This window comes from Candidatus Bathyarchaeota archaeon (genome assembly GCA_026014735.1).
In the GTDB taxonomy this organism is placed as follows: domain Archaea; phylum Thermoproteota; class Bathyarchaeia; order Bathyarchaeales; family Bathycorpusculaceae; genus Bathycorpusculum.
This window is the reverse complement of the sequence record JAOZHT010000002.1, coordinates 417,059-439,221: the sequence shown is the minus strand read 5'-3', so window position 1 is coordinate 439,221 and position 22,163 is coordinate 417,059. Positions and strand designations below refer to the sequence as shown.

20 protein-coding genes are annotated in these 22,163 nt (G+C 51.0%); 14 read left to right on the top strand and 6 right to left on the bottom strand.

All coding sequences use genetic code 11. The features are described 5' to 3' along the window. Positions 1-88 precede the first annotated feature (88 nt). From cdhA to NWE93_08000, 8 genes are all read left to right on the top strand, one after another. The gene (cdhA, locus tag NWE93_08035; protein MCW4000174.1) at positions 89-2,437 is read left to right on the top strand and encodes a CO dehydrogenase/acetyl-CoA synthase complex subunit alpha; all 2,349 of its coding nucleotides are present in this window, start codon (positions 89-91) and stop codon (positions 2,435-2,437) included. A gap of 15 nt (positions 2,438-2,452) precedes the next feature. Beyond that, positions 2,453-2,998, top strand: a complete 546-nt coding sequence (cdhB, locus tag NWE93_08030; protein MCW4000173.1) for a CO dehydrogenase/acetyl-CoA synthase complex subunit epsilon — start codon at positions 2,453-2,455, stop codon at positions 2,996-2,998. Positions 2,999-3,006: 8 nt separating this feature from the next. Further along, on the top strand, positions 3,007-4,410 hold the full coding sequence (gene cdhC / locus NWE93_08025) for a CO dehydrogenase/CO-methylating acetyl-CoA synthase complex subunit beta (protein MCW4000172.1): 1,404 nt from the start codon (positions 3,007-3,009) through the stop codon (positions 4,408-4,410). 57 nt (positions 4,411-4,467) lie between these two features. Beyond that, positions 4,468-5,652, top strand: coding sequence for a CO dehydrogenase/acetyl-CoA synthase subunit delta (gene cdhD, locus NWE93_08020; GenBank protein MCW4000171.1), 1,185 nt, complete (start codon positions 4,468-4,470; stop codon positions 5,650-5,652). 15 nt (positions 5,653-5,667) lie between these two features. Then, positions 5,668-7,092 (top strand): acetyl-CoA decarbonylase/synthase complex subunit gamma, encoded by a 1,425-nt coding sequence (gene acsC / locus NWE93_08015; GenBank protein ID MCW4000170.1) that lies wholly within the window; start codon positions 5,668-5,670, stop codon positions 7,090-7,092. Between the two features lie 98 nt (positions 7,093-7,190). Then, the gene (locus tag NWE93_08010) at positions 7,191-8,255 is read left to right on the top strand and encodes an ATP-binding protein (GenBank protein ID MCW4000169.1); all 1,065 of its coding nucleotides are present in this window, start codon (positions 7,191-7,193) and stop codon (positions 8,253-8,255) included. 124 nt (positions 8,256-8,379) lie between these two features. After that, on the top strand, positions 8,380-8,865 hold the full coding sequence (locus NWE93_08005) for a hypothetical protein (protein MCW4000168.1): 486 nt from the start codon (positions 8,380-8,382) through the stop codon (positions 8,863-8,865). A gap of 46 nt (positions 8,866-8,911) precedes the next feature. Beyond that, positions 8,912-9,298 (top strand): VOC family protein, encoded by a 387-nt coding sequence (locus NWE93_08000; GenBank protein MCW4000167.1) that lies wholly within the window; start codon positions 8,912-8,914, stop codon positions 9,296-9,298. Here NWE93_08000 and NWE93_07995 read toward each other — a convergent pair. Together NWE93_07995 and NWE93_07990 are read right to left on the bottom strand one after the other, a co-directional pair. Then, on the bottom strand, positions 9,295-10,569 hold the full coding sequence (locus tag NWE93_07995) for an ABC transporter permease (GenBank protein ID MCW4000166.1): 1,275 nt from the start codon (positions 10,567-10,569) through the stop codon (positions 9,295-9,297). The genes NWE93_08000 and NWE93_07995 overlap by 4 nt on opposite strands. After that, positions 10,562-11,311, bottom strand: coding sequence for an ABC transporter ATP-binding protein (locus NWE93_07990; protein MCW4000165.1), 750 nt, complete (start codon positions 11,309-11,311; stop codon positions 10,562-10,564). The genes NWE93_07995 and NWE93_07990 overlap by 8 nt, the downstream gene beginning before the upstream one ends. Before the next feature lie 68 nt (positions 11,312-11,379). Here NWE93_07990 and NWE93_07985 point away from each other — a divergent pair, with 68 nt between their 5' ends. The 6 genes from NWE93_07985 (at position 11,380) to NWE93_07960 (ending at position 18,229) form a co-directional block, all read left to right on the top strand. After that, on the top strand, positions 11,380-12,213 hold the full coding sequence (locus NWE93_07985; GenBank protein ID MCW4000164.1) for a hypothetical protein: 834 nt from the start codon (positions 11,380-11,382) through the stop codon (positions 12,211-12,213). Positions 12,214-12,362: 149 nt separating this feature from the next. Further along, positions 12,363-13,874: an amidophosphoribosyltransferase gene (locus NWE93_07980; protein MCW4000163.1), complete on the top strand. Its 1,512-nt coding sequence runs from the start codon at positions 12,363-12,365 to the stop codon at positions 13,872-13,874. A gap of 49 nt (positions 13,875-13,923) precedes the next feature. After that, the gene (locus NWE93_07975) at positions 13,924-15,339 is read left to right on the top strand and encodes a hypothetical protein (GenBank protein MCW4000162.1); all 1,416 of its coding nucleotides are present in this window, start codon (positions 13,924-13,926) and stop codon (positions 15,337-15,339) included. After that, positions 15,336-16,415: an HAD hydrolase family protein gene (locus tag NWE93_07970; GenBank protein MCW4000161.1), complete on the top strand. Its 1,080-nt coding sequence runs from the start codon at positions 15,336-15,338 to the stop codon at positions 16,413-16,415. The genes NWE93_07975 and NWE93_07970 overlap by 4 nt, the downstream gene beginning before the upstream one ends. Then, positions 16,416-17,321 (top strand): formylmethanofuran--tetrahydromethanopterin N-formyltransferase, encoded by a 906-nt coding sequence (locus NWE93_07965; protein ID MCW4000160.1) that lies wholly within the window; start codon positions 16,416-16,418, stop codon positions 17,319-17,321. Next, positions 17,318-18,229 carry a carbohydrate kinase family protein gene (locus tag NWE93_07960; protein MCW4000159.1) on the top strand — a complete coding sequence of 304 codons (912 nt, stop codon included), beginning with the start codon at positions 17,318-17,320 and terminating at the stop codon, positions 18,227-18,229. The genes NWE93_07965 and NWE93_07960 overlap by 4 nt, the downstream gene beginning before the upstream one ends. Positions 18,230-18,274: 45 nt before the next feature. Here NWE93_07960 and NWE93_07955 read toward each other — a convergent pair whose 3' ends face one another. The 4 genes from NWE93_07955 to NWE93_07940 all read right to left on the bottom strand — a co-directional run bounded on the left by NWE93_07955 (position 18,275) and on the right by NWE93_07940 (position 22,014). Next, on the bottom strand, positions 18,275-18,667 hold the full coding sequence (locus NWE93_07955) for a PIN domain-containing protein (GenBank protein MCW4000158.1): 393 nt from the start codon (positions 18,665-18,667) through the stop codon (positions 18,275-18,277). Between the two features lie 11 nt (positions 18,668-18,678). Next, entirely contained in the window at positions 18,679-18,909 is a 231-nt protein-coding gene (locus NWE93_07950) for an AbrB/MazE/SpoVT family DNA-binding domain-containing protein (protein ID MCW4000157.1), read from the bottom strand. 235 nt (positions 18,910-19,144) lie between these two features. Continuing rightward, a complete protein-coding gene (gene ppcA, locus NWE93_07945) occupies positions 19,145-20,728 on the bottom strand; it encodes a phosphoenolpyruvate carboxylase (GenBank protein MCW4000156.1) in 1,584 nt (527 codons plus the stop codon). Positions 20,729-20,874: 146 nt separating this feature from the next. Then, positions 20,875-22,014 carry a PAS domain S-box protein gene (locus NWE93_07940; protein ID MCW4000155.1) on the bottom strand — a complete coding sequence of 380 codons (1,140 nt, stop codon included), beginning with the start codon at positions 22,012-22,014 and terminating at the stop codon, positions 20,875-20,877. Positions 22,015-22,163: the final 149 nt, after the last annotated feature.

The window sequence follows — 22,163 nt, the reverse complement described above, 5'->3', positions numbered from 1 at the left end:
TGTAACCTGACTTTCGCATAAAGAATCTGGAAAGGTTTAAAAAGATTGTAAGGAAGTAGGGTTGTAAACCTTTACTGAGGTTTCGAATTTGACTGCTAAAAACGTCCATGTTAAAATAGACGAGATGAAGACCAACGCCGGTCTCATTAAAAATCTTGATATATCCATCGGTAAAGTTATCAACGACAACTATAACGAGCCGATGGGCCCAACTCCGATGCCCTCCATAACCGCCATGCGCGATTGGGACATGAAGCTTCTAACCAAGTACAAGCCCTTCTATATGCCCGACTGCGACTCATGCTGCCTTTGCACTTTCGGCAAATGCGACTTGACCGCTGGCAAACGCGGCGCATGCGGCTTAGACATCGCAGCCCAATCATCCCGTATCGTCATGATTGCTTGTGCTATCGGTTCGGCATGTCACACCGCGCATTCAAGGCACCTTGTTCACCACTTAATTGAAAAATACGGCCGCCGATACCCATTAGATGTCGGAGGATTGAACGTAAAAGTTGAGGCGCCAGTCAGTCGCCTCGTCACAGGTATCAAACCTGAAACACTCGGTGACTTAGATGACATATTAACTTACACCGAAGAACAACTTACCCAAATTCTAGCAACCGCGCACACAGGCCAAGAAGCCAACAATCTAGACTTCGAATCCAAAGCTTTCCATGCAGGCATGGTTGACCACGTCGGTATGGAGGTTGGCGACATTGCACAAATTTCCGTCTTCGGTTTCCCAAAAGCTGACCCTGAAGCCCCATTAGTAAAGTTGGGTATAGCCAGCGTCGACAGAACCAAACCCGTAGTCATGTGCATTGGCCACAACGTTGTTCCGTCAGTTGGAATTATTGACTTTGCTAAAGAGAAGAAAGTTGACGATCAAATCGAAGTAGTCGGTTTATGCTGCACAGCACACGACATGACCCGATATTATACACGCGCCAGAGTAGTCGGCCCAATCAGCTGGGAACTCCGGTTTATTCGTGCAGGATTGGCAGATGTAGTTGTGCTCGATGAACAATGTATCAGAACAGATGTTGCTGATGAAGCAGCAAAAGTTAACACACCCGTCATTGCAGCTTCTGAAAAGAACTGTGTCGGCTTCAAAAACCGCACAAATGACGAGCCAGACGCAATCGTTGAAGACCTTGTTAGCGGAAAAGTAAAGGGTGTGCTGCTACTTGACCCGGAAAAAGTCGGCGAAGTCGCAGTTCGTGTTGCACAAAAGATGGCTCCAATCCGCAAACGCAAGAACGTTCTTCCAACACCAGAGGAACTTGTAGCAATCGCAAAGACTTGCACACAATGCAAAGCTTGCCAGCGCAACTGTCCACAAGACTACGCAATCCCCGCAGCGATGAAAGCAGCCGCAGCAGGCGACATCTCCCTACTGACCGACCTCTACGAAGTATGTATCGGATGTGTCAGATGCGAACAAGCGTGCCCGCAGAAAATCGCCATACACAGTCTCATCGTTAAAGCAGGCCAAAAATCAATGGAATGCGAAGACAACCTATGCCGCAGTGGTAGAGGTGCAGTTTCAGATGTCGAAATACGCAGCGTCGGTGGCCCAATAGTTCTCGGAGAAATTCCAGGTATCATTGCCATCGTTGGTTGCAGCAACTATCCAAAAGGCGGCAAAGACGTATACGACATAGCCAGAGAATTCGCAAGCAGACGATACATCGTTGCACTATCGGGATGCAGTGCAATGTCAGCAGGCAGCTACCGCAACAGCGACGGCAAGACCCTCTATGAAGAATTCCCAGGTGGATTCGAAGCAGGAGGAGTTCTAAACGTCGGTTCATGTGTCTCAAACGCGCACATCGCAGGTGCAGCCATCAAAGTAGCAAATATCTTCGCAAAACGCAGCTTAAGAGGCAACTACGAGGAAATCGCAGACTATATCCACAACCGTCTAGGTGCAGTCGGCTTAGCTTGGGGTGCATACTCACAGAAAGCCGCATCAATCGGCGCAGGCTTCTGGCGCTTAGGTGTCCCAGTGGTCGTCGGCCCGCACGGCAGCAAATACAGACGTATGCTCCTGGGCAGAAAAGAAGACCCAGAAAACTGGAATGTCCTCGATGCACGCACAGGCGAAACAGTTAACGTTGGTCCAGCACCAGAACACCTCTTCAACGTCGCAGAAACCAAAGAGGAATGCATCGTTCAAATCGCAAAGCTCTGCTTCAGACCAAACGATACATGGAAGGGACGCTCAGGCAAACTCAGCCACTACATCGACTTACACAAACGCTACCTGGGAGTAATGCCCAACGATGTCCACCTCTACGTCAGAACATTGGCTGATGTACCAATCACAATGAAGGACGAAATCACCAAGCTTCTTGAAGCCAATAACTGGAAAGAATCAGCAATTCCGGACCCAACCCTGCTTCCAAGAATGGTTCGGAAAATGAAGGAGTAAATGGAGGAGAATACTATGTCCTGTGAACCATGGCAATGTGCAGAAATCGCAGCAACTAAAAAAGCAAACCCAATCCAAAAACCCGAGATAGCCGTAGCAATGATCAAAAGAGCCCAACGCCCCCTCCTAATTGTGGGCAGCAACGTCACTGAACGTTGGATGGAAGGCAAACAAGCAATCGAATACATCATCGACCTCGCAAAAGCAAGCAAAGTTCCAGTCGTCGCCACCGCTCACATGGTCGGCGAATTCATCAAACGCGGCTACACACCCGCGGCATTCTGGAACGCAATGGAAATCAGCCAACGCGTCGGTGACCCAACTTGGATGGGACTGGACGGTAAAGGCCACCCAGACCTAGTCATGTACGTAGGTATGCCCTACTACATGGAAGCACTCATCTTGGCGGGTCTCAAACACTTTGCACCGGACCTCAAAACCATGACTCTTGACAACATGTATCATGTGCATGCAAGCTGGTCTTTCCCCAATGCAACCCTTGAAGAGTGGGCTGTAAACCTCAAAGTAATGACCTCAAAATTTAGTGATGGAGGAAATTAGAAATGTCAATGTTTAAAGATATCCCTGTAGAAGTCGGCGTAATCTACGAAGGCGAACGTATCCGAAGAAACGACATGCAAGTCGAACTCGGCGGACCAACAGTCAAACAAAAGTTTGAACTGGCAAAAGTAAAACCCATGAACGAGATCGAAGATGGCAAAATTACCATCATCGGTCCAGACTTAAAAGACCTAAAGGAAGGCGGCGCTTTCCCCTTCGGTATCCTTATCGAAGCGGCAGGCGAGAAACTCGATGCAGGCCTTGAAGGTGTCCTTGAAAGGCGCATTCACGGTTACCTCAACTACATCGAGGGCTTCATGCACCTAAACCAGCGCTATGATATCTGGATACGCATCGGCAAGAAATCCTTCCAGAAAGGCCTCAACAGCTTTGAGCCAATCGGCAAAGTTATCTATCGCCTATTCAAGAGCGAATTGCCAATCGTCGAGAAACTACAGGTTACCTTCATCACAGACCCCGCTAAACTAGACGAAATGACCCCTGCAGCAATCCAAGCCTACGAGGCACGCGACTCCAAAGCCCGTGGACTCAAAGACTCCGAAGTCTCTGAATTCTACGGCTGCGCTTTGTGCCAATCATTCGCGCCAAGCCACGTCTGCGTCATCACACCCCAAAGATACAGCAACTGCGGCGCCATCAGCTGGTTCGACGGTAAAGCCTCCGCAAGCATCGACCCCAAGGGCCCAGTCTTCGCGATTCCAAGAGGCGAAATGCTCAACGAAGAAAAAGGTGAATTCAGCGGCGTCAACGAAGCAGCAAAGAAACGCAGCATGGGCGAAGTCAGCAAAGTCTGGCTCTATACAGCCTTTGATCATCCACACACAAGCTGCGGATGCTTCGAAGCAGTAACTTTCTATGTTCCAGAAGTCGACGGCTTAGCAGTCGTGCAACGCAACTTCAAGGGCGCAACCGTGAACGGCTTACCCTTCAGCACCATCGCAGACTCCGCGGCAGGCGGCAGACAAATCGACGGCTTCCACGGCATGTCCATCGAATACATGCGAAGCAGCAAATTCTTCGCAGCAGACGGTGGCTGGAACCGAATCGTTTGGGTACCTAAAGAAGTCAAAGAGAAAGTCAAAGACTTCATCCCAGCAGACGTCGTCGACAAAATCGCCACCGAAGAGGATGCAAAGAACGTTGACGAACTCAAGGCGTTCCTGAAGGCAAAGAACCACCCGGTCGTTGCAAGATGGGAAACAGAAGCCCCAGCAGCAGAAGAAACAGCAGCGGTCACCGTTAATGAGGAAGCAGCAGGCACCATGATGCCAGTTGCCACAGCTGGATCCCTGCCAATTATGGCCGGCGGATTCAAAATCATCCTCAAAGACGCCAAGATCTACGCCAACAAAGTCATCATCCAAACCGTCAAGGACGAAAAGAAAGCATAGACCTGGTGACATAAAACGACTCACCACGACACAGACAAAAAGAAAGACGCTGAGGGTCTGCAGCTAACAGACGACCTCCTAGCCGCGCTTGCAAAATTCAAGCAAATCGAGCTGGAGGACTTCCAGCTTGAAGCTAAGGAGCTGCAGATACTCTTTGAGCCCGGCATGGCGGCAACCGTCCTGCCAAAACTCAAGCTCCCAGCCGGCGTCGCAGCAGGCAAACCAACCAGCCTCCTACAGCAATCATTCATGCCACCAGTCGAAAAGTACCCCAACCAAATCGCAACAGTCAAACTAGGCGCAACCAAGAGCGAAGGCGGCACACGCGGCAAAACCCTTACCATAGGCGGAGAACTTTCTCCTGCCTTCTACAGCTTTGAGAATCCAACGCCCCACAAGCCAATCATCACCTTAGACGTTTTCGACATGGAAGTTCCCCTGTCCAAGGCCGTGAAGATGCATGTTAAAGACGTCGTCGGCGACCCCGCGGCATGGGCAAAGCTTGCAGTTGAAAAGTTCGGCGCAGACATGGTTACAATGCACCTTATCAGCGTTGACCCCCTGCTAAAGGACGCAACACCCAAAGACGCATGCAAAACCATAGAGAAGGTTCTGCAGGCAGTCGATGTGCCCCTCGTTATCGGCGGATGCGGTGACCCAGTTAAAGACACTGCACTCTTCGAAGAGGTATGCGCACAGTTCCCCGGTGAACGTTTCCTCATCAGCTCCGTTACACGCGATATGGACGTAGAAAAATGCGTTAAATTCATCAAGCCCGCAGGCCACGCAGTCCTCGCCTTCACACCCATGGACCTTAACTTTGCACGTGAACTAAACAGGCACCTCTTCGACTACCTTAAACGCGAAGACATCATTATGGACTTGACAACCGCAGCCCTCGGCTACGGCTTAGACTACGCATTCACCAACATGGAACGCGCACGCATCGGCGGATTAATGGGCGACTTAGAGTTAGCTCAACCAATGTCCTCTGGAACAACCAACGCGTGGGCAGCCCGTGAAGCATGGCTGAAGATGTCAGCTGACTGGGAACCCCGTGAACTCAGAGGTCCACTTTGGGAAGTCACAACCGCTCTCACTCTGCTAACCGCAGGCGTCGACATGTTCATGATGATGCATCCCGCAGCCGTAAAAACCCTCAAGGACGTAACTAACTACTTGACAGCTAACAAGAAAGCTGACCCGGCAAAATTCCTCGACTGGGTCAAGGTGAAAGCTTAAGGAGACATGACTGATATGGCAGAAACCAAAAAAGGCGGATTAAAAGAACTTAGCCCAATCGCAATCTACAAGAACTTACCGAAAACTAACTGCAAAGAATGCGGCCAAGACAACTGCATGGCATTCGCCACAAAGATTGTTAACCGCGAAGTCGAACTCGAAGCTTGCAAACCTCTGCTTAAACCCGAATTTGCAAAGCAGTATGCTACACTTAAAGAAATGCTTAAGCCAGCGGTAAAAGAAGTCACTGTCGGTGTCGGCGAGAAAGCCAAGAAAATCGGTGGCAAACTCGTCATGTACCGCCATGAATTCACCTACAAGAACCCAACGGCCATAGCCATTGACGTAACCGACGAAATGCCCGAAAGCGAAGTTGTCGCTCGGGTTCAGAAAACCGAGAACTTCAGCTACGAATACATCGGCAACACCCTTAAACTCGACATGATCGCCGTCCGCTGCACAAGCGAGGACGCAGACAAATTCAAGGCATGCGTCAAGAAAGTCTCCGAAACCACCAAGCTTCCCATGATCCTCTGCGCCTTAAACCCACAGGTCATGGAGGCAGGCATCATGGCTGCACCTAAAGCGCGCCCACTACTCTACGCAGCAACCACCGCAAACTGGAAAGAAATGGCAGAACTCGCAATCATGTACGATGCACCCCTAGTTGCATCAGCACCAAACGACCTCAACGCGCTGGCTTCCCTGGCAAAGACCCTGCAGAGCTACGGCGTAAAAGACATCGTTCTTGACCCCGGCACCTTCGCCAGCGAAGGCTTACAGGATACACTAAACAACTTTACCATGCTACGGCGAGCAGCCACAAAAGCAGGCGACGAACTCGCAGGCCTACCCTTGCTCGGCATACCGATGGTTGCTTGGGCAAACAAGGGCGAAACCGCAGACGACCTCATCAAATGGCGCGAATCCTACATCGCCTCCATGCTGATTGTCCGCTACACAGACGCAATCATCCTCCACGGTAACGACGGTTGGAGTCTACTGCCTATCGCTGTACTACGCCAAAACATCTACACTGACCCACGTAAACCAGTCGCAGTTGCACCAGGCCTCAAAGTCTTCGGCACCCCCGACGAGAACAGCCCAGTCATGTTCACCAGCAACTTCGCCTTAACCTACTACACCGTCGCCTCAGACATCGAATCAAGCAAAACCAACGCTTACCTAATCGTCGTCGACGCAGAAGGCAGCGCCATCGACAGCGGCGTTGCAGGACGCAAACTCACCGCAGAGAAAATCGCAGACGCCATCAAGCTAAGCGGCATCGAAGGCAAAGTTAAGCACCGCAAAATCATCAGCCCAGGCAAAGCCTCACGTATCAGCGGCGAAATCGAAGAACTATCTGGCTGGAAAGTGCTGGTTGGTCCACGCGACAGCAGCGAAATCCCCAAGTACATCATCGATAAATGGCAACCATAAGCCATTTTCCTTTTTCATTTTTTGTGTTTTGTTCAGAGTTATTTTTCCGAAAAGCTCTTTAACTTACGGGGCGTAAGTAACTTACGGGGCGTAAGTAAATGTCATTGTTTGATCTCAAACCCAAAGAGTCACCCAAAGAACTCTTCGGTCGCGAACAAGAACTATCAGACCTCATTCGGTTAATAGAAGCAAAACGCTGGGTTGCCCTCAAAGGACCCCGAATGGTAGGCAAAACAAGCCTTCTAAAAGCGGCTGCTCCAACCCTGACACGTCGAAACATTAAAGTCATATACGTTAACCTCTGGGGTGCGAAGGGAACAGACGATTTTCTAAAAGCGTTAGCCAGAGCAATCAACGAAGAAAAAAGTATCATAAACAAAATCAAGAACATAACACTCGAAGGCGCGACAGTCGGTTCCAACGGCATAAGTATTACTCTCTCTAAAAAGCCGATGGGAACCGCATGGGATTTACTTGATGCACTGGGAAGACAAAAGGAGCCTTATGCAATTGAACTCGATGAGGTACAGGAACTCGCAGCCATTTCAGGGCGTTTGTTAAGAATTTTGGCAAATCTATTTAACACCCACAGCAACTTGACCTTCGTTTTTACGGGATCTATGTTTGGTCTAATGAAAACACTTTTAGAGCCCAACTCCGCTTCACCCCTCTATGGGCGCTCACCTGCCATTATTGAAGTGAATCCATTCAAGGAGGAGCAATCTAAAAAGTTTCTTGGGAAGGGTTTCTTACAATGCAGTATGGAGGTTTCCAGCAAGAAGATAAACGATGCGGTTGAACGTTTGGACGGTATCCCCGGTTGGCTAACATTATATGGAAACAAAGTTTGTGTGCAACGTCTTTCACATGAACGCGCCCTTGAAGAAACTGTGAAAGAAGCCTCGCAAATCGTAGCGGATGAACTTGAACATTTCTTACGTAACCGGGACCGTTCAGCGTATCTTGCAGCGCTTAGACAGGCTTCTGTCCCTTCTAGTTGGACGGAAATTAAAAGGTCGGTATCGTTTGCTAAGGATACGATTGTTAATGATGTTACTGTGGATAGGATAATTAAGAATCTTCAGGCAGGTATGCTGCTTCAGCAGAGCAAGGGGCGTTATTTTGTTGGGGATCCGATGTTGCGGTCCTTTGTTCTTCGATAATGCTTTTACTTACAGGGTGTAAATACTTACGGGGCGTAAGCTAATTACGGGACGTAAGCGCCGCTGCAGTTTCCGCATTGGCAAGTTTCTTATACACCTACAAACAAACCCATTATGACCACACATGAAATCCTTAGTTGTCTACTATACAAGAACAGGCAAAACCAAGTTTGCCGCCGAAGCCATCGCCGCTGAACTCGGTGCAGACATAGAGCAGGTTGTAGACCTTAAAAAGCGCGAGGGCAAAATAGGCTGGATCATGGGCGGCAAAGACGCAACCCAAAAGCGCCTCACCGAGATTGCCCCCTCAAAATGCAACCCTGCTGATTATGACCTTATCGTTTTAGGTACACCTATCTGGGCTTGGGCTCCATCACCCGCCGTGCGCACCTACCTTTCCAAGAACAGTTTGGAAGGCAAGAAAGTGGCTCTGTTCTACACGTTTGATTCTGACCCAAAGCAAGCCAGCCAAAAAATCCGTGAAATGCTGCCCAACATAGAAGTCGCCGGCGAGTTAGCCCTAAAAGACCCCTTCAACAGCAAAGAGGAAACAGAAAAGAAAATCGCTGACTGGTGCAGCCGCCTAAAAGACGCCGCATCAAAGGTTTAGCAACGCTTTAATAATTTCCCCTTCTTCTAGAGTTTGGTGATTTTTAGTGGATCATACAGTCATACATTTTGAAATCCCCGCAAACGATGTGGAGAAACTCAAGAAATTTTACTCGGGCCTTTTTGATTGGAAAATCGAGAAAACCCCCATCATGGAGTACTATGGCATCACAACCGTACCCAGTGATGAGAAAGGTAACCTTCTGAGGCCCGGTGTAAATGGCGGCATGTACAAAAAAGAGCAGCCCCAGCAGCAACCCGTTAACTACATCAACGTGGAATCGGTTGATGAGTACAGCAAAAAAGTAGTTGCCTTGGGAGGTCAAATAGTTGCTCCAAAAATGGAGATTCCCCAGATGGGTTGGTTTGCGTTAGCCAAGGACCCTGAAGGCAACGTGTTTGGGATTTTTGAATCGGTTCCCCTCCAGGCTTAACTGGGGATTCTATCTTTAACCGTCATAACCGCCAACGCAAAGAACAGCGCCGCGATGCCGCCGATAACTGCGAAATCAAGGCCTAACTCCACGATGCCATAGCCTTTGAGCATGATGCCCTCGAAGATTTGGTTGCCATAGTACATGGGTACAAATTTGCTGATGGTCTGTACCCACTCGGGAAAAGCGTTTATGGGGATGAGCATGCCGCTTAAGGCCATGCTGGGCAACGCTATGAGCGGCGCCATCTGGACGGCTTGCAACTCGTTTTTGGCGAAGTTGGACAGGAACACCGCCATGAAAATATGCGCCAATGCATAGAGCACCATGGCGGAGAACAGCAGTGCGAGGTTACCCTGCACCGCCGCGCCAAATACGCCCACTCCGATGCCTAAGATTACCCCTGCCATAACGATGCCGAGCACCAGAAGACCCGCGGAGTAGCCCAGCAGCCGCTCGATAGCTGACAGTGGCGTCGCATAGAGACGCGCCAGCACGCCCGAGGTGGATTCGCGGGTGATGATTATCAGTGAGATAAGCAGCACAAGAAAAGTCAGCACAAACGCGATAACCGAGGGAATGCTAACATCCAGCCCCGAAAACTCCAGGTTGCCAAACGCATATTCCTTATCTAGTTCAACGCTGGTTGCCCCAAACGATGTCTGCAGGGCATTCTGAACCGCTGCTAAAACGCTGGCTTGGTTGAGGGGCTTGGTTCCATCGATGTAGAGGATAAGGGTGGCGTTTTGGTCTTCTTCGATTGCAGTTAATGCTTCAGTGAGGCTTGCAGGAATACTTATCTGGGCTGGTTGACTGCTGCTGGCGTTGGCGGTTGTGTTGATAACAACTTGTATGTTGGCAAGCTGAGTTGCCGCGGCTCCTAAACTTCTTTTAAAGAGAACCTCAGAGAAATTCGCAGGTATTTCAAGGGCTGCAAAGCATGTTCCGTTGTCTACGCCGCATCTGCCCTCTTCGAAGCTGCACTGGGTAACTTTAACCCTATCGTCGCTTTGCAGGGCCTGGGTGATGTTGCCGCCAAAAAACACCGAGACATCACTTGAGGCGCCAGTGACGCTGTAGCCTGCGTCTTGGTTGTCAACGACTACGGGGACATTTTTAACTTCGCCGCCCAAAGCAAACCCAAAGATAAGCATGATTATCGCCGGCATCATAATAATCATCCCCAGAGTGCGTCGGTCCCGGGTAATCTGCTTCATAACCCGCCACGCCACAGCTCCCACACGGCTAAAAGAGAAGCCCTGCTTACTCATCTAAAGCCGCCTCCACGCTGAGTTTAATGAAAACATCCTCGATGGAGCCTGCCTTATAGGCTCGTTTGATCTCCGCAGGCGACCCCTCCTCGATGAGTTTGCCGCCCCGCATCAAACCAATCCTATCCGCGCGCTCTGCCTCATCCATCACATGCGAGGTGAGAACAATCGTTAAGCCCTCTTTTGCCAGCGAACGGAAATAATCCCAGAAGAAAGCTCGGAGCACCGGATCGATGCCCACGGTGGCTTCATCGAAAAACACGATTTTTGGTTGATGCACCAAAGCACAGGCGATGCTGGTTCGCCGCTTCATGCCGCCGGAGAGGTTGGAAACCACGGTTTTTCGCCGTTCGTCCAGCTTAAGTATGGGCAGCAACTCGTCGAGTCGCTTATCGAATTCTGTGTGTTTCATGTTGTTGAGTTGGGCGAAGAACCAGATGTTTTCTTCAACTGAGAGGTCGCTGTAGAGTGCGTATTCTTGGGGGGCGACGCCGATTTGGGCTGCGGCTGCTCGGCGCTGTTTGGGGATTGGTAGGTCTAGCACGTGGATTTGGCCTGTGGTGGGGTACAGTGAGCCTGTTAGCATGTTGATGGTGGTGGTTTTGCCCGAGCCGTTGCCGCCGATGAGGGCGTAGATTTCTCCTTTTTGGATTTTTAGGTTGAGGTTGTCGACGGCTTTGATTTTGCCTTCTTTGTATATTTTTGTGAGGTTTTGGGTTTGGATGGCGGGTTGTGTTGTCATGTTTTTTCCTCAATTGTTATTAAGCGGTTTCTTCTTATAATTTTGTTGTTACTATTGGAGTGACAAAAATGATTGTTGAGCAGCAGGAACAGCTAACCCAAGCCCTCACCAAACTCGGACTAAGCCTCTACCAAGCCAAAGTCTACTCCGCCCTAGCCGCCCTAGGCCCCTCAGGCGTCGCCGACATCCAGAAACTCTCCGGCGTCCCCCGAACAAAAATCTACGAAGTCCTCGACCAACTACTCGACATGGGCGCCGTGGAGTACCAAAGCGGCAGACCCGTATTCTACAATGCCATCTCCCCAAGCATAGTAGTTGACCGCATGAGAAACTCTTACTTGGCAGCAGCCGACGACGCAACTAGGCTTTTGGCGGAGATGCAGCAGACCGAGAAGAGCACCGCCGAGGATTTAGTGTGGACTGTCAGAGGCATGTTTGCGGTGCGAAGAAAACTCGCGCTCACCATCGCCTCCGCCAAGGAACGCATAATCATCGTTGAGCAGTATCCTCCGAAGTTGATGCTATCGGTCTGTTCGATTCTGAAATCTCAGATTCAAAAGAACATTCAGGTTAAAGCTATCTGCGTGTTAAGGCCCGGCCAACAAGTTGATAACGATTTAAGAAGGGAAGATTATATAGAGTTCAGGCGGATGACGGGTTTGGGGGATTTTTCTGATATAGGCGAAGAAGTCACGGCTGCCTTTGAGAAGATGATTACCGCTGTGTTAGGGAAGAAATCAAGTTTAACTATCGTTGATGATTCGGAGGCTTTTCTGTTTTTGCCTGATCTTTCCGATGCTTCGAAGAGTGCGGGGTTGACTTTGAGGATTCCTGGGTTGCCTATGGTGCAGCGGATATTGTTTGAGCGGATCATTGAGCAGGGAACAACCAGAATCAAGTAGTCTAGGCTTTCCATGTATCTTGTCTTTAGCTACTTTAGGAAAAAGTTACCGCCCGAACCCAAGCCAGGTTCAAACTGTTTGCTGTTAAAATATACGTGGTTTTTAGTTAAATTTGTACTAAAAATTGATAAACCCCCTCGTTTACTAACATGCGTACTCAATTCGAGAAGGGACCAAACATAGGCTGCGGCATCTTTGGGGCAATAAACTATGAAAACCAGCCCGTCTTCCCCTACGTTTACTGGGGACTAAGGGCACAGAACCATCGAGGACACCAATCACATGGCTTCCTCACCTACAACAACAAGCAGTTCTTTTCCTACAAGAACCTTGACCTTGTTCCGAAAGTGAAAAGCAACGCCATAAACGAGTGGTTTGGGCGCTTGCCAGGCTCCATAGGCATCGGCAACGTCCGATACACAACCTCGGGCAAATGCGACGAAGTATCCATCATCCAGGGCACCCAGCCTGTAACGGCCTCCTTTGGCAACATCAAACTCGCGCTTTCCTTCAACGGCAACATCGTCAACACCATGCCCCTCAAAAAAGAGATCATTGAGAATTTCTCCGATTTCCTCTACAACTGCGACTCCGACATCGTCTGCCACAAAATGCTCCTAGCCCTCAAGCAGGGAAAAGATTTGAAGGAGGCAGCTAAATACGTGATGGAGAGCCTCGACGGAGCCTTCTCGGTGACGGGCGTCACTGGCGAAGGAGACTTTTTCGCCTTCAAAGACCCCCATGGCATAAAACCGCTCTGCGCAGGACATGACCCTGAAACCAAAACCTTCGCGTTTTCCTCCGAAACCGCCAGTTTAGATATGAACAGTTTTGTGCGTGATTTTGAATTAAACCCCGGTGAATTTGTTTTAGCCACCAAAGACGGCTTTAAACGCAGCCAACTCATCAAGAATCCCCGCCCCGCCTTCTGCGCCTTTGAATATGCTTACTTTGCTAGGCCCGACTCGATTTTCGACGGCAAATACGTCTATGAAGTCCGCGAGGAATATGGCCGTAACATTGTGCGGGAGAACCCCGATATCGTTGCGGAGGGCGACATCATTATGTCGGTGCCTGAAACCGGCGATGACTCCGCGATGGGTGTCCATGAAGAGTCAGGTCTACGCTGGGAACGTGCCTCGCGTCGACACCGCTACGTGACTGAACGCGCGTTTATCCTGCTTAACATGGAACGTTACTCGACCATCGACAAGAAAATCAACATTTTAGGCGCCAAAGTCAAGGACAAAAACGTCATCATAACCGAGGACAGCATCGTCCGAGGCGACACAACCAAAGTCATCATCGAAAAGATGCGCAGGGCAGGCGCCAAGAAAGTTTATGTCTTCGTGACTTTCCCCCGTATCATCGGTCCATGCTTCTACGGCATCGACATGTCCAGCTACGGCCAACTCGTAGGCAGCCGCCACAACGCAGCGGAAATCGCCAAAATCATCGGCGCCGACGGCGTATGCTACCAATCTCTCGATGGCTTAATCCGGGCTTCGGGGCACACGGAAAACGAGCTTTGCTTAGCCTGCATCACCGGCAAGTATCCCACGCCTTGCGCCCAGAAAATGGCGGATGCCATGAAAAAACGTTTCATGGAAGGCTACGAGGAGAAAGGCCGCATCTACGAGAGTGAAGATGTCCAGCCGTAACCGCTTTAAGCGTTCCCTTACAGACATAGTGCAGTAACGGTGTATCGGGATGGAAAAGATCGGTGTACTCTTGGTTTCTTACGGCGCACGAGAAGTCGCTATGGCAGATACGCTTCTGCGCAGCCCCAACTACAAAGTTGAACTCTACGTAGCTGACAAGCAACGCAACCCCTTCAACGCAGCCCACGCCGCCAAACACGCAGTCATCCCCAGCCTCGACGTCGAGGAAATCTGCAAATTCGCAGCCGCAAACAAAGGCAGCCTCGACTTCGTTTTGGTAGGCTCTGAGACCCCCATCATCAAGGGCATCCGTGACCTCATCGAGGAAAAAGTCGGCGTCCCCGTTATCTGCCCCAAAAAGGCCTATGCCATCGAGGAAAGCAAGGTGGCGCAGCGGATACTTTTTGAGGAGATTGCTCCTGAAGCTAACCCCCGCTTCAAGGTTTTTGATCCAGCCGATTACAAATCCAAAGCCGACGTGAAAGCAGCGGTTTACAAATGGCTAGCTGAACTGGATAACCAGGCAGTGGTGAAACCTGACAAACCCGCGTTAGGCAAAGGCGTGGGAGTATGGGGTGACCACTTCCAAACCCGCGAGCAGCTCTTTGAGCATTTCCAATCTAACTTCAAATACAGCAGCGTAATCATCGAGGAAAAAGTGCCTGGGGAAGAATCCAGCTGCATGGGCTTCTGCGACGGCAAACACTTCATCACCCTCCCCGACACCCGCGACTACAAACGCGCCTTCGACGGCGACCGAGGACCCAACACCGGCGGAATGGGCTCCTACAAAGACGCCCAAGATTACCTGCCTTTCCTCACCGCCGCTGACCGCGAAGCAGAATTGGCACTTGCCAGCAAAGTTTTCAATGGTTGGAGGCGCAAAATCCCCGACGACACCGCGCTACGTGGTGTTCCACTGTACCTTGCGTTTATGCATACGGGCAGAGGCATCAAGATTCTGGAAATCAACAGCCGCCCCGGTGACCCCGAAATCATGAATCTGCTCCCCATCATCAAAGACGACTTCGTCGATGTTTGCCTCCGCATGGTCGATGGCACATTGCGGGGCGTCGAGATGGAGAAGGCGGCGACGGTGCTTACCTATAAGGTTCCGCCCAGCTACGGCGGTTTCCAGGAGGTCCACGCGGGTTTGGTGGATAACTCCGCAGTTAATGGACCCGTCGACCTCTCAGGGGCAGAGGCATTAACCAAAAAATATGGGGACAAAATCCGCGTCTACCCCGGCTCCATGGAGATACGTGGCGGCAGCAACTACGCGCTTAAAAGCCGCGCCATCGGCGTTTTAGGCATCGGCGCATCGATCGAGGAAGCCCGCCAAATCAGCCAGGAAGGAGCCGCAGCCATCCGTGGCGGAGCCATGTGGAACCGAGGCGACATCGCCAGCCGCACCCATATCGCAGCAAGCATCCGCCGCATGCAGCAGCTGAGGGCAACGGTTTGAAGCGGCTCTTTGTCTCCGACTGCGAAGGCCCCATAAGCAAAAACGATAACGCCTACGAAATCGCCGAGAACTTCATCCCTAATGGAGGCAAATTCTTCTCTAACATCAGCCGATACGACGATGTGTTGGCGGACATCGTGCATAGGGAGGCTTACACGGCGGGCAGCACGCTTCGGCTGATTCTGCCCTTCTTTAAAGCGTACCGCCTCACCGACCATGACCTCGAAGCCTTCTCGGAGCAAAACATCCTGCTTATCGCCAACAGCCGCGCCACCCTGCAGCATGTGCAACGCATCGCCGACGCCTTCATCGTCAGCACTAGCTACGAGCACTACATCCGCGCTCTCTGCAAAGCCGTGGATTTCCCCTTCAAAAACACCTACTGCACCCACCTAAGCCTAGACAAAATCCCCATCACGCCGCAGGAACGCGACCAACTCCGTGTCACTGCGCAGGAAATCAGCCAGATGCGCCAAATCGACATCCCCAGCGGCGCCACCTCACTTGACGAGTTCTCTCACTGCGACCAAACCCTGATACAGCGGCTAGATGAGATCTTCTGGACAGAAATCCCCAAGATGTTTGTGGGCAAATTTCTCGATGTTGTAACGGTGGGCGGCGAACAGAAAGCCGAATCCATCCGTGACGCAGCCAGAAAACTCGGCGCAGACCTCTCAGAGGCGATTTACGTTGGCGACAGCATAACCGACGTGGAGGCTTTCCGTCTGGTAAAGGAGAGCGGCGGCTTAGCGGTTTCGTTTAACGGCAACGGCTACGCGGTCCGCAATGCGGATGTGGCGGTTATGTCGGAGAGTAACACGGTGACCGCTGTGATTGCCGACTTATTCTGCAGATTGGGCAGGGAGCGGACTTTAGAGTTCCTTGCCGACTGGAGCAGCCAAACCCTAGCTCAAAGCGGCGTTGAGGAGGCGCTTGCAAAGCAATTCATCAAGGTCTACACGGAGGGGCTGCCGAAAGTTCAAATAGTCACAGCCCAAAATATGGAGGCAATAGTTAAGGAAAGCAGCGAGTTCCGCCGGATGGTGCGGGGCGTCAGTATTGGGAGACTGGGATAGATGGATAAGAAAATTGATGATACATACATTGAAGCCTTCGAGGGCATCTACTGCCGAATAATCGTAACAGCCGACGATGTGGAGACCCTATGCAAAGCCGCATCGGATTCAACCGCCACGCCAGCCACCGTCATCGGCCGAACCGAAGGCGGCGTCGAACGTTACCTATGCGAAGACGACACCCCCGACGGCAGAGTCGGCGCTATATTGCAGTTCTGGGGGCAAATTGACCCAAAAAAAACCTTCCAGCAGTCATTGGAGAAATTCGAAAAGGAACTCAGCTACCGCATACGCCAAGACATACTCGTTAAACCCTTCACCGCCGTCTATGATGCTCTACCCAACGCCGAGGGCAAATTTGACATGATGACCCGCGTCGGGCACTGCGGCGACGGCTACGAATGGGTTGAGCAGCGGCATGGACGCGAAGTCATCGTGGTTCCCCTGATGGTTCCTGACTTTGTCATCGAACGCGCCATCGGCTATGGACGCGGGGTGGCAGGCGGCAACTTTTGGCTTCTGTGTACCACCAAAGAAGCCCTCAAGCAAGCCGGCAAAGCGGCGCTGGATGCCATCCATGAAGTTGAGGGCGTAGTCACCACCTTTGACATCTGCTCAGCAGGCAGCAAACCCGAAACGCATTTTCCAGAAATCGGGCCCACCACAAACCACCATTACTGTCCCTCGCTTAAAGCTAAACTCGGCAAGGACAGCTGGGTGCCTGATGGCGTAAACTACATCGCCGAAATCGTCTACGACGCCACCTCGCTGGATGCGCTTAAAGCCGCCACCAAAGTAGGCATCGAAGCCGCCCTAAACGTGCCAGGCGTTGTGCGGGTATCCGCGGGCAACTACGGGGGCAAACTGGGCAAATACCAAATATCGCTGAAGGAGATTTTTCCATGACCCGCTTTGATGTAGTCGGCTTTGGCGCGCTCAACGTGGACACGCTTCTTAAAGTGGACAAGATCGCGGGCGCCGAGGAAGAAAGCTTCATCCATGACTACACGGAGGCCTGCGGGGGCTCAGCGGCAAACACCATGGTCGGCTTGGCGCGGCTGGGCTGCAAAGTGGGCTTTGTAGGTAAAGTCGCCGATGACCATGAGGGTAAAATGCAAATTGACTGCTTCAAAGGCGAGGGCGTGGACACCGACGGCATCATATCCGCGGCGAAGGGCAAAAGCGGGGTCTGCCTGGGATTCGTCGACAAAAAGGGAGCTCGGGCACTCTACATTAACCCCGGCGTCAACGACACCGTCGAATTCCGTGAACTCAACGCCAAATACATCACCGACACCCAGTTCCTGCACCTCTCCAGCTTTGTGGGCGAAAAAAGCTTCCGCACCCAAAAGAAGCTCATGAGTTTCCTCCCCGATTCGGTGAAGGTCAGCTTCGACCCCGGTTCACTCTACGCGCAGAAGGGGCTCTCAGCGATCGAGCCGATTATCCAGAACAGCTTTGTTATGATGCCTAACTCTCTGGAGCTGGAGCTTATCACGGGCGAATCCAACGTCCCCAAGGCGGCGCAGGCACTGCTGGATATGGGCGTGCAAATCGTCGCTGTTAAACTCGGCGAGAAGGGCTGTTATGTTACCAACGGAGCCGAAAAAGCCACCATTCAACCCTTCAAAGTCACCGCCGTCGACACCACCGGTGCAGGCGACGCCTTCAACGCGGGCTTCCTCTACGGCTTAATCCAGAATAAATCCCTCTTTGAATGCGGGCGCCTAGGCAACTATGTGGCGTCGCGGAGCGTCATGAAGATGGGGGCACGCGATGGTTTACCGATTGAGAAAGATTTACCGTTGACCTGATTGATAGCAGAGCGGAGGACGGTTAAGTTCCTCTGCGGCATTTTTCTAAATCCATCTTGTCTTAACTTCCCTAACCTGCCGGATGTGCCTATCATCGGTCACAACGCAATCGCAGCCCAGAACAATCCCGGTTGCAGCGATGATGGCGTCGGCAGTGGGCAACTCAGCGTACCTGCAGCGGAGTTTAGCCGCCTCCACAGCGATGGGTGAATCAAGATTGGCGATATCCATGTTTAATTTGAGTAGGGAATTAACTCTGAGTTCAGCTACATCAGAACCGAATTTCTCCAACTGTAACTTGTACATTTCAAGAATAACTATCGAAGGAATAATGCCCAAGTTACCTTTTCCTTCAAGATTATCCAGCATTGCCCTTGAACGTTTCCTGAACTCTAAATCCTTGCTTTCTAGACTCTCGATGAAGAATCGCGTATCCAAGACTGCCTTCATCAGTACCTGTCTTCTGAACGCATCTTATCTAGTTTTTTCAGTGTTTGCTCTAAATCTTCGGTTTCAGCGTCGGCTCCGATCAAATCTTGAAAGCGAGGAATAACCTTCAGAACTAAGCTTGACCCCGAGTCTTCCACGGTGATTTTCATTCCTTCCTTTATGCCGTACTTGCGCCTTAAGTGGATGGGGACGGTGATTTGGCCCTTACGGGTAACCAGAACCTCTTCCATAGTTCAACTTCGACCTTCAAGTTGTACCAATCTCAAAAGTACAACTTAACCTTTCTGGTTGAACCAAAAACATTGCAAAGTAAGCCTCAAGGCAAACCGTGTAATAAGCCGCAAACTCATCCATAGACAACGAGCAGAACCTCGTATAACCCTGCAGAATACTAACCTAGCTTCCAGCAAGCGGGAACACTCGGCGCTAACGTAAAGCTGAACCAGGCCCAATTCAGCGGAAGGATCAGCCAAGGCACCGTCTCAGTTTAGCTGACTCAAACAGCGCCTCTTTCGCTTCAGCGTCGTCTTTTTGAAGGTAGGAGAGCAAAAACAGGTTTGTGTAGTTAGCGTGTTTGCGTTGCGCGATGCCTTTGGGGCAGAGTTTAAAGTTGAATTTCTCCTCTACCGCGGCAAGGTTGACTTTGAGTTCCGCCAGGCCCCTTTTTAGCTCGTCCTCGTTCATGTTGGCGCGTTTAGCGGTTTTCTGGCTCATCTCCAAAAGCAAGTCCAGGTTATCCCATGAAACATATTCCCCTGCCAATTTGAGGTCGTACTCCATTTTTACGTAGTGCTTGTTGAGCAAACCCCATTCCGCCTCGTTGAGGCTGCCCAATGCTTTCATGCCCAAAAACTCCGGGGGCAACCCGATGCTATACATCACCGTTGAGAACGATATGGCGCGGGGCAAGCAGACTCCGGCGACGCAGCGGCTATACCCGAATAATCCAATGTGGAGTTTGCGGGCTCTTCTCTGCGGAACATAGGCGGCGAAGCTGTTGATGAGGGGCGCTAGAGCCTCGATTTGCTTCTCGTATGCTGCTCTGCATTTGGCAAGTATACCCCGCAGCGCCTTTTCTTCCTCTGCGCTTATAGGTTGGGGGGTGCCGTTTGGCAATCGCTGGTTTAGGGTGTTTATGGCTTCTTGAACTTGCTCGGTTGGGTAATCATAGCGGAAGGCGGATTGGATAGTTGCGGTCGAGAGTCCCCTGTATTCTTGAAGGAAGTTCTCGACGTTGTCTGGGGAGAGATGGCCCCTGAAGGGCTTTGAGCCTACCCCCAAGATGGGGTGTATTTCAGTTTCCTGGCTTGTTTCTAGCGCTTTAAGTTTGCTTAAGCCGATTTTGGAAAGCAAAACGGCGCAGAGCAAGCCATAGTTGAGTGCGGGGTCGGAGCGTGCGATGAAGACGCGTTGCTGCTTGGGCTTGACGGCTTTTATGTAGGCGCTGACTATGCTGTCTACGTTTAGGATGCTGTCGAAGTCCTCGACTAAGGGAATTACTTTTATGGCTTTAGGCTCAAAGGTCCCAATCCAATCCTTTGCGGTTGTTGACTCATACAGCACGGAGTCTTCAGCCGAAACAATGGCTTTTCTGTAGTAATTGAAAAGCATTATTAGCTCCTCCGCGCCCGTTGTGAAGGGCAAGATTACCTCGAAAATCGGGGAAACCTGCCTCTTGTAAGCCAACGAAGCAACGTCATGAGCCACGGGGATGTTCTGGAGGGTTTCCACGATGTATTTTTTCTCTGCGCCCTCGATTTTGGGGTTGGGGATGCGGTAGGTTAGGAAGATGTCTTCGCCGATTGTTCGGCCTGCAAAGAAGTCCCAGTGCTTCTGGAGGAGCTTTCGGACCACGCGGGTGTCGGTGTCTTTGCCTTCGGAGTCCCACATGATTTCTTGGCAACCCAGCTTTTCGTAGGCGTAGAGGGCCTCGTAGACTTCCAGGTTGCCGTTGATTACTTCGTCGTTGCTCCAAGCTGGAGTATTTGCATTATCCGGATGCTGAGTGGACATGGTGCGGGGGATGGGTTTTTCAAATACTCGGCTCATAGTATTTCCTCGAGGCTCTAACCCAAGCTAGTCAACAGCTATTTTAATTTTGCACACATCAAACCCAAGAAACGCGCTGGATTACGCACTAAGAATGCAGGCAAGACCAGCCGTCAACAGGGGAAGGCGACGCATTCATGGGTAGATTAGTGCTCATCTGATTGGGGCGGTGCTGCCCTGTTTATGCAATAACAGGTCTTGGGCTTAAAAAAAACAAGGCTCGGCACAGTCATCACAAACTTGGTGCCTTTCCCCTCTTCTCCTTCCTCCCGTATGCTCCAGCCGTAGACCTGCACGATTTTTTTGGAGAGGAACAAGCCAAAGCCTGTGCTGCCGCCAGTGGAGAAGCCCTGCCTGAAGAGTTGCTGCTTAGACTGCTGCGGTATCCCTACGCCGTCGTCTTCATAGATCAACTGAAGGTCCCCTCCGGGTACGTCCTTGTAGTGGACCCAGACGTTTCGGGTTGTTTTACCGTATTTTCTTGTGTTATCGATGAAGTTGAAGAGAAGCTGGCGAAGCAACGAGTCAGCGTGGACGATTATGCCGTGGCAGTCATTAACGACTTTGAAGGGTAAATCCGGGAACATCTCAACCGCGCCGTCGAGGGCTTTTCCCACGTCAACGTCAACCAGCGCTTCCATGCCTACCTGCTCGTATGTGCTGGCGATCTCGAAAATCTTCATGGAATCAGTAACTGCCTGCGACATCTTATCAAGGCCGTCCACGACGTCTGCGAGGTCGTAGTGGCGCCTTTTTAGGATATAGCTGTAACCTGTTACGGCGCTGAGTTTGTTTCTGACGTCATGGCGGGTTAAGCTGCCGACGACCTTTAGTTTCTCATTTAACTCTTCAATCTTGTCTATGTTAGCGGAGAGGTACTCGAGCGCCACGGTCATGTCTTTTTCGCAGATTTTCTGTTCCGTGATGTCGGTGGCGCCGACGGCGGTGCCGACGAAGCCGCCTGCTTCATCATGAAACGGTGCGCAGTTAACCAGAAGCGGAACCAGTGAACCGTCTTTTCGCTGCGCCAAAAATTCTGCTTTTACTGCTTCTTGGGGGTTTAGCCATTTTGTGATGGTTTCGCAGTCTTCTTTGGCGTTGGAGCCAGCCAGCACTTCAGCTGCATCTTGGCCCAGTGCCTCTTTTTTTGTGTAGCCTAAGAGGTTCTCGGAGGCGCTGTTCCAGAAGGTAATTTTGCGGGTTGCATCAACCATCATGACGGCTTGCCCGATGTGGTCAAGTAGGCTAACGTGGAAGTTCTGCTGGGTTAATGGGTTTGGCTCCAAGGGAATGCACTCAGAGATAAATTTAAGTAAAATATTATAAAATCATTATGTATCCTCAATTCATTATTTGTTTTTAACAAATTTACCGATGTGTTCTGGTGCATCTTTGCAGATTCTGCTTCGCCGCCAACTCTTTTTTTGAACTAACG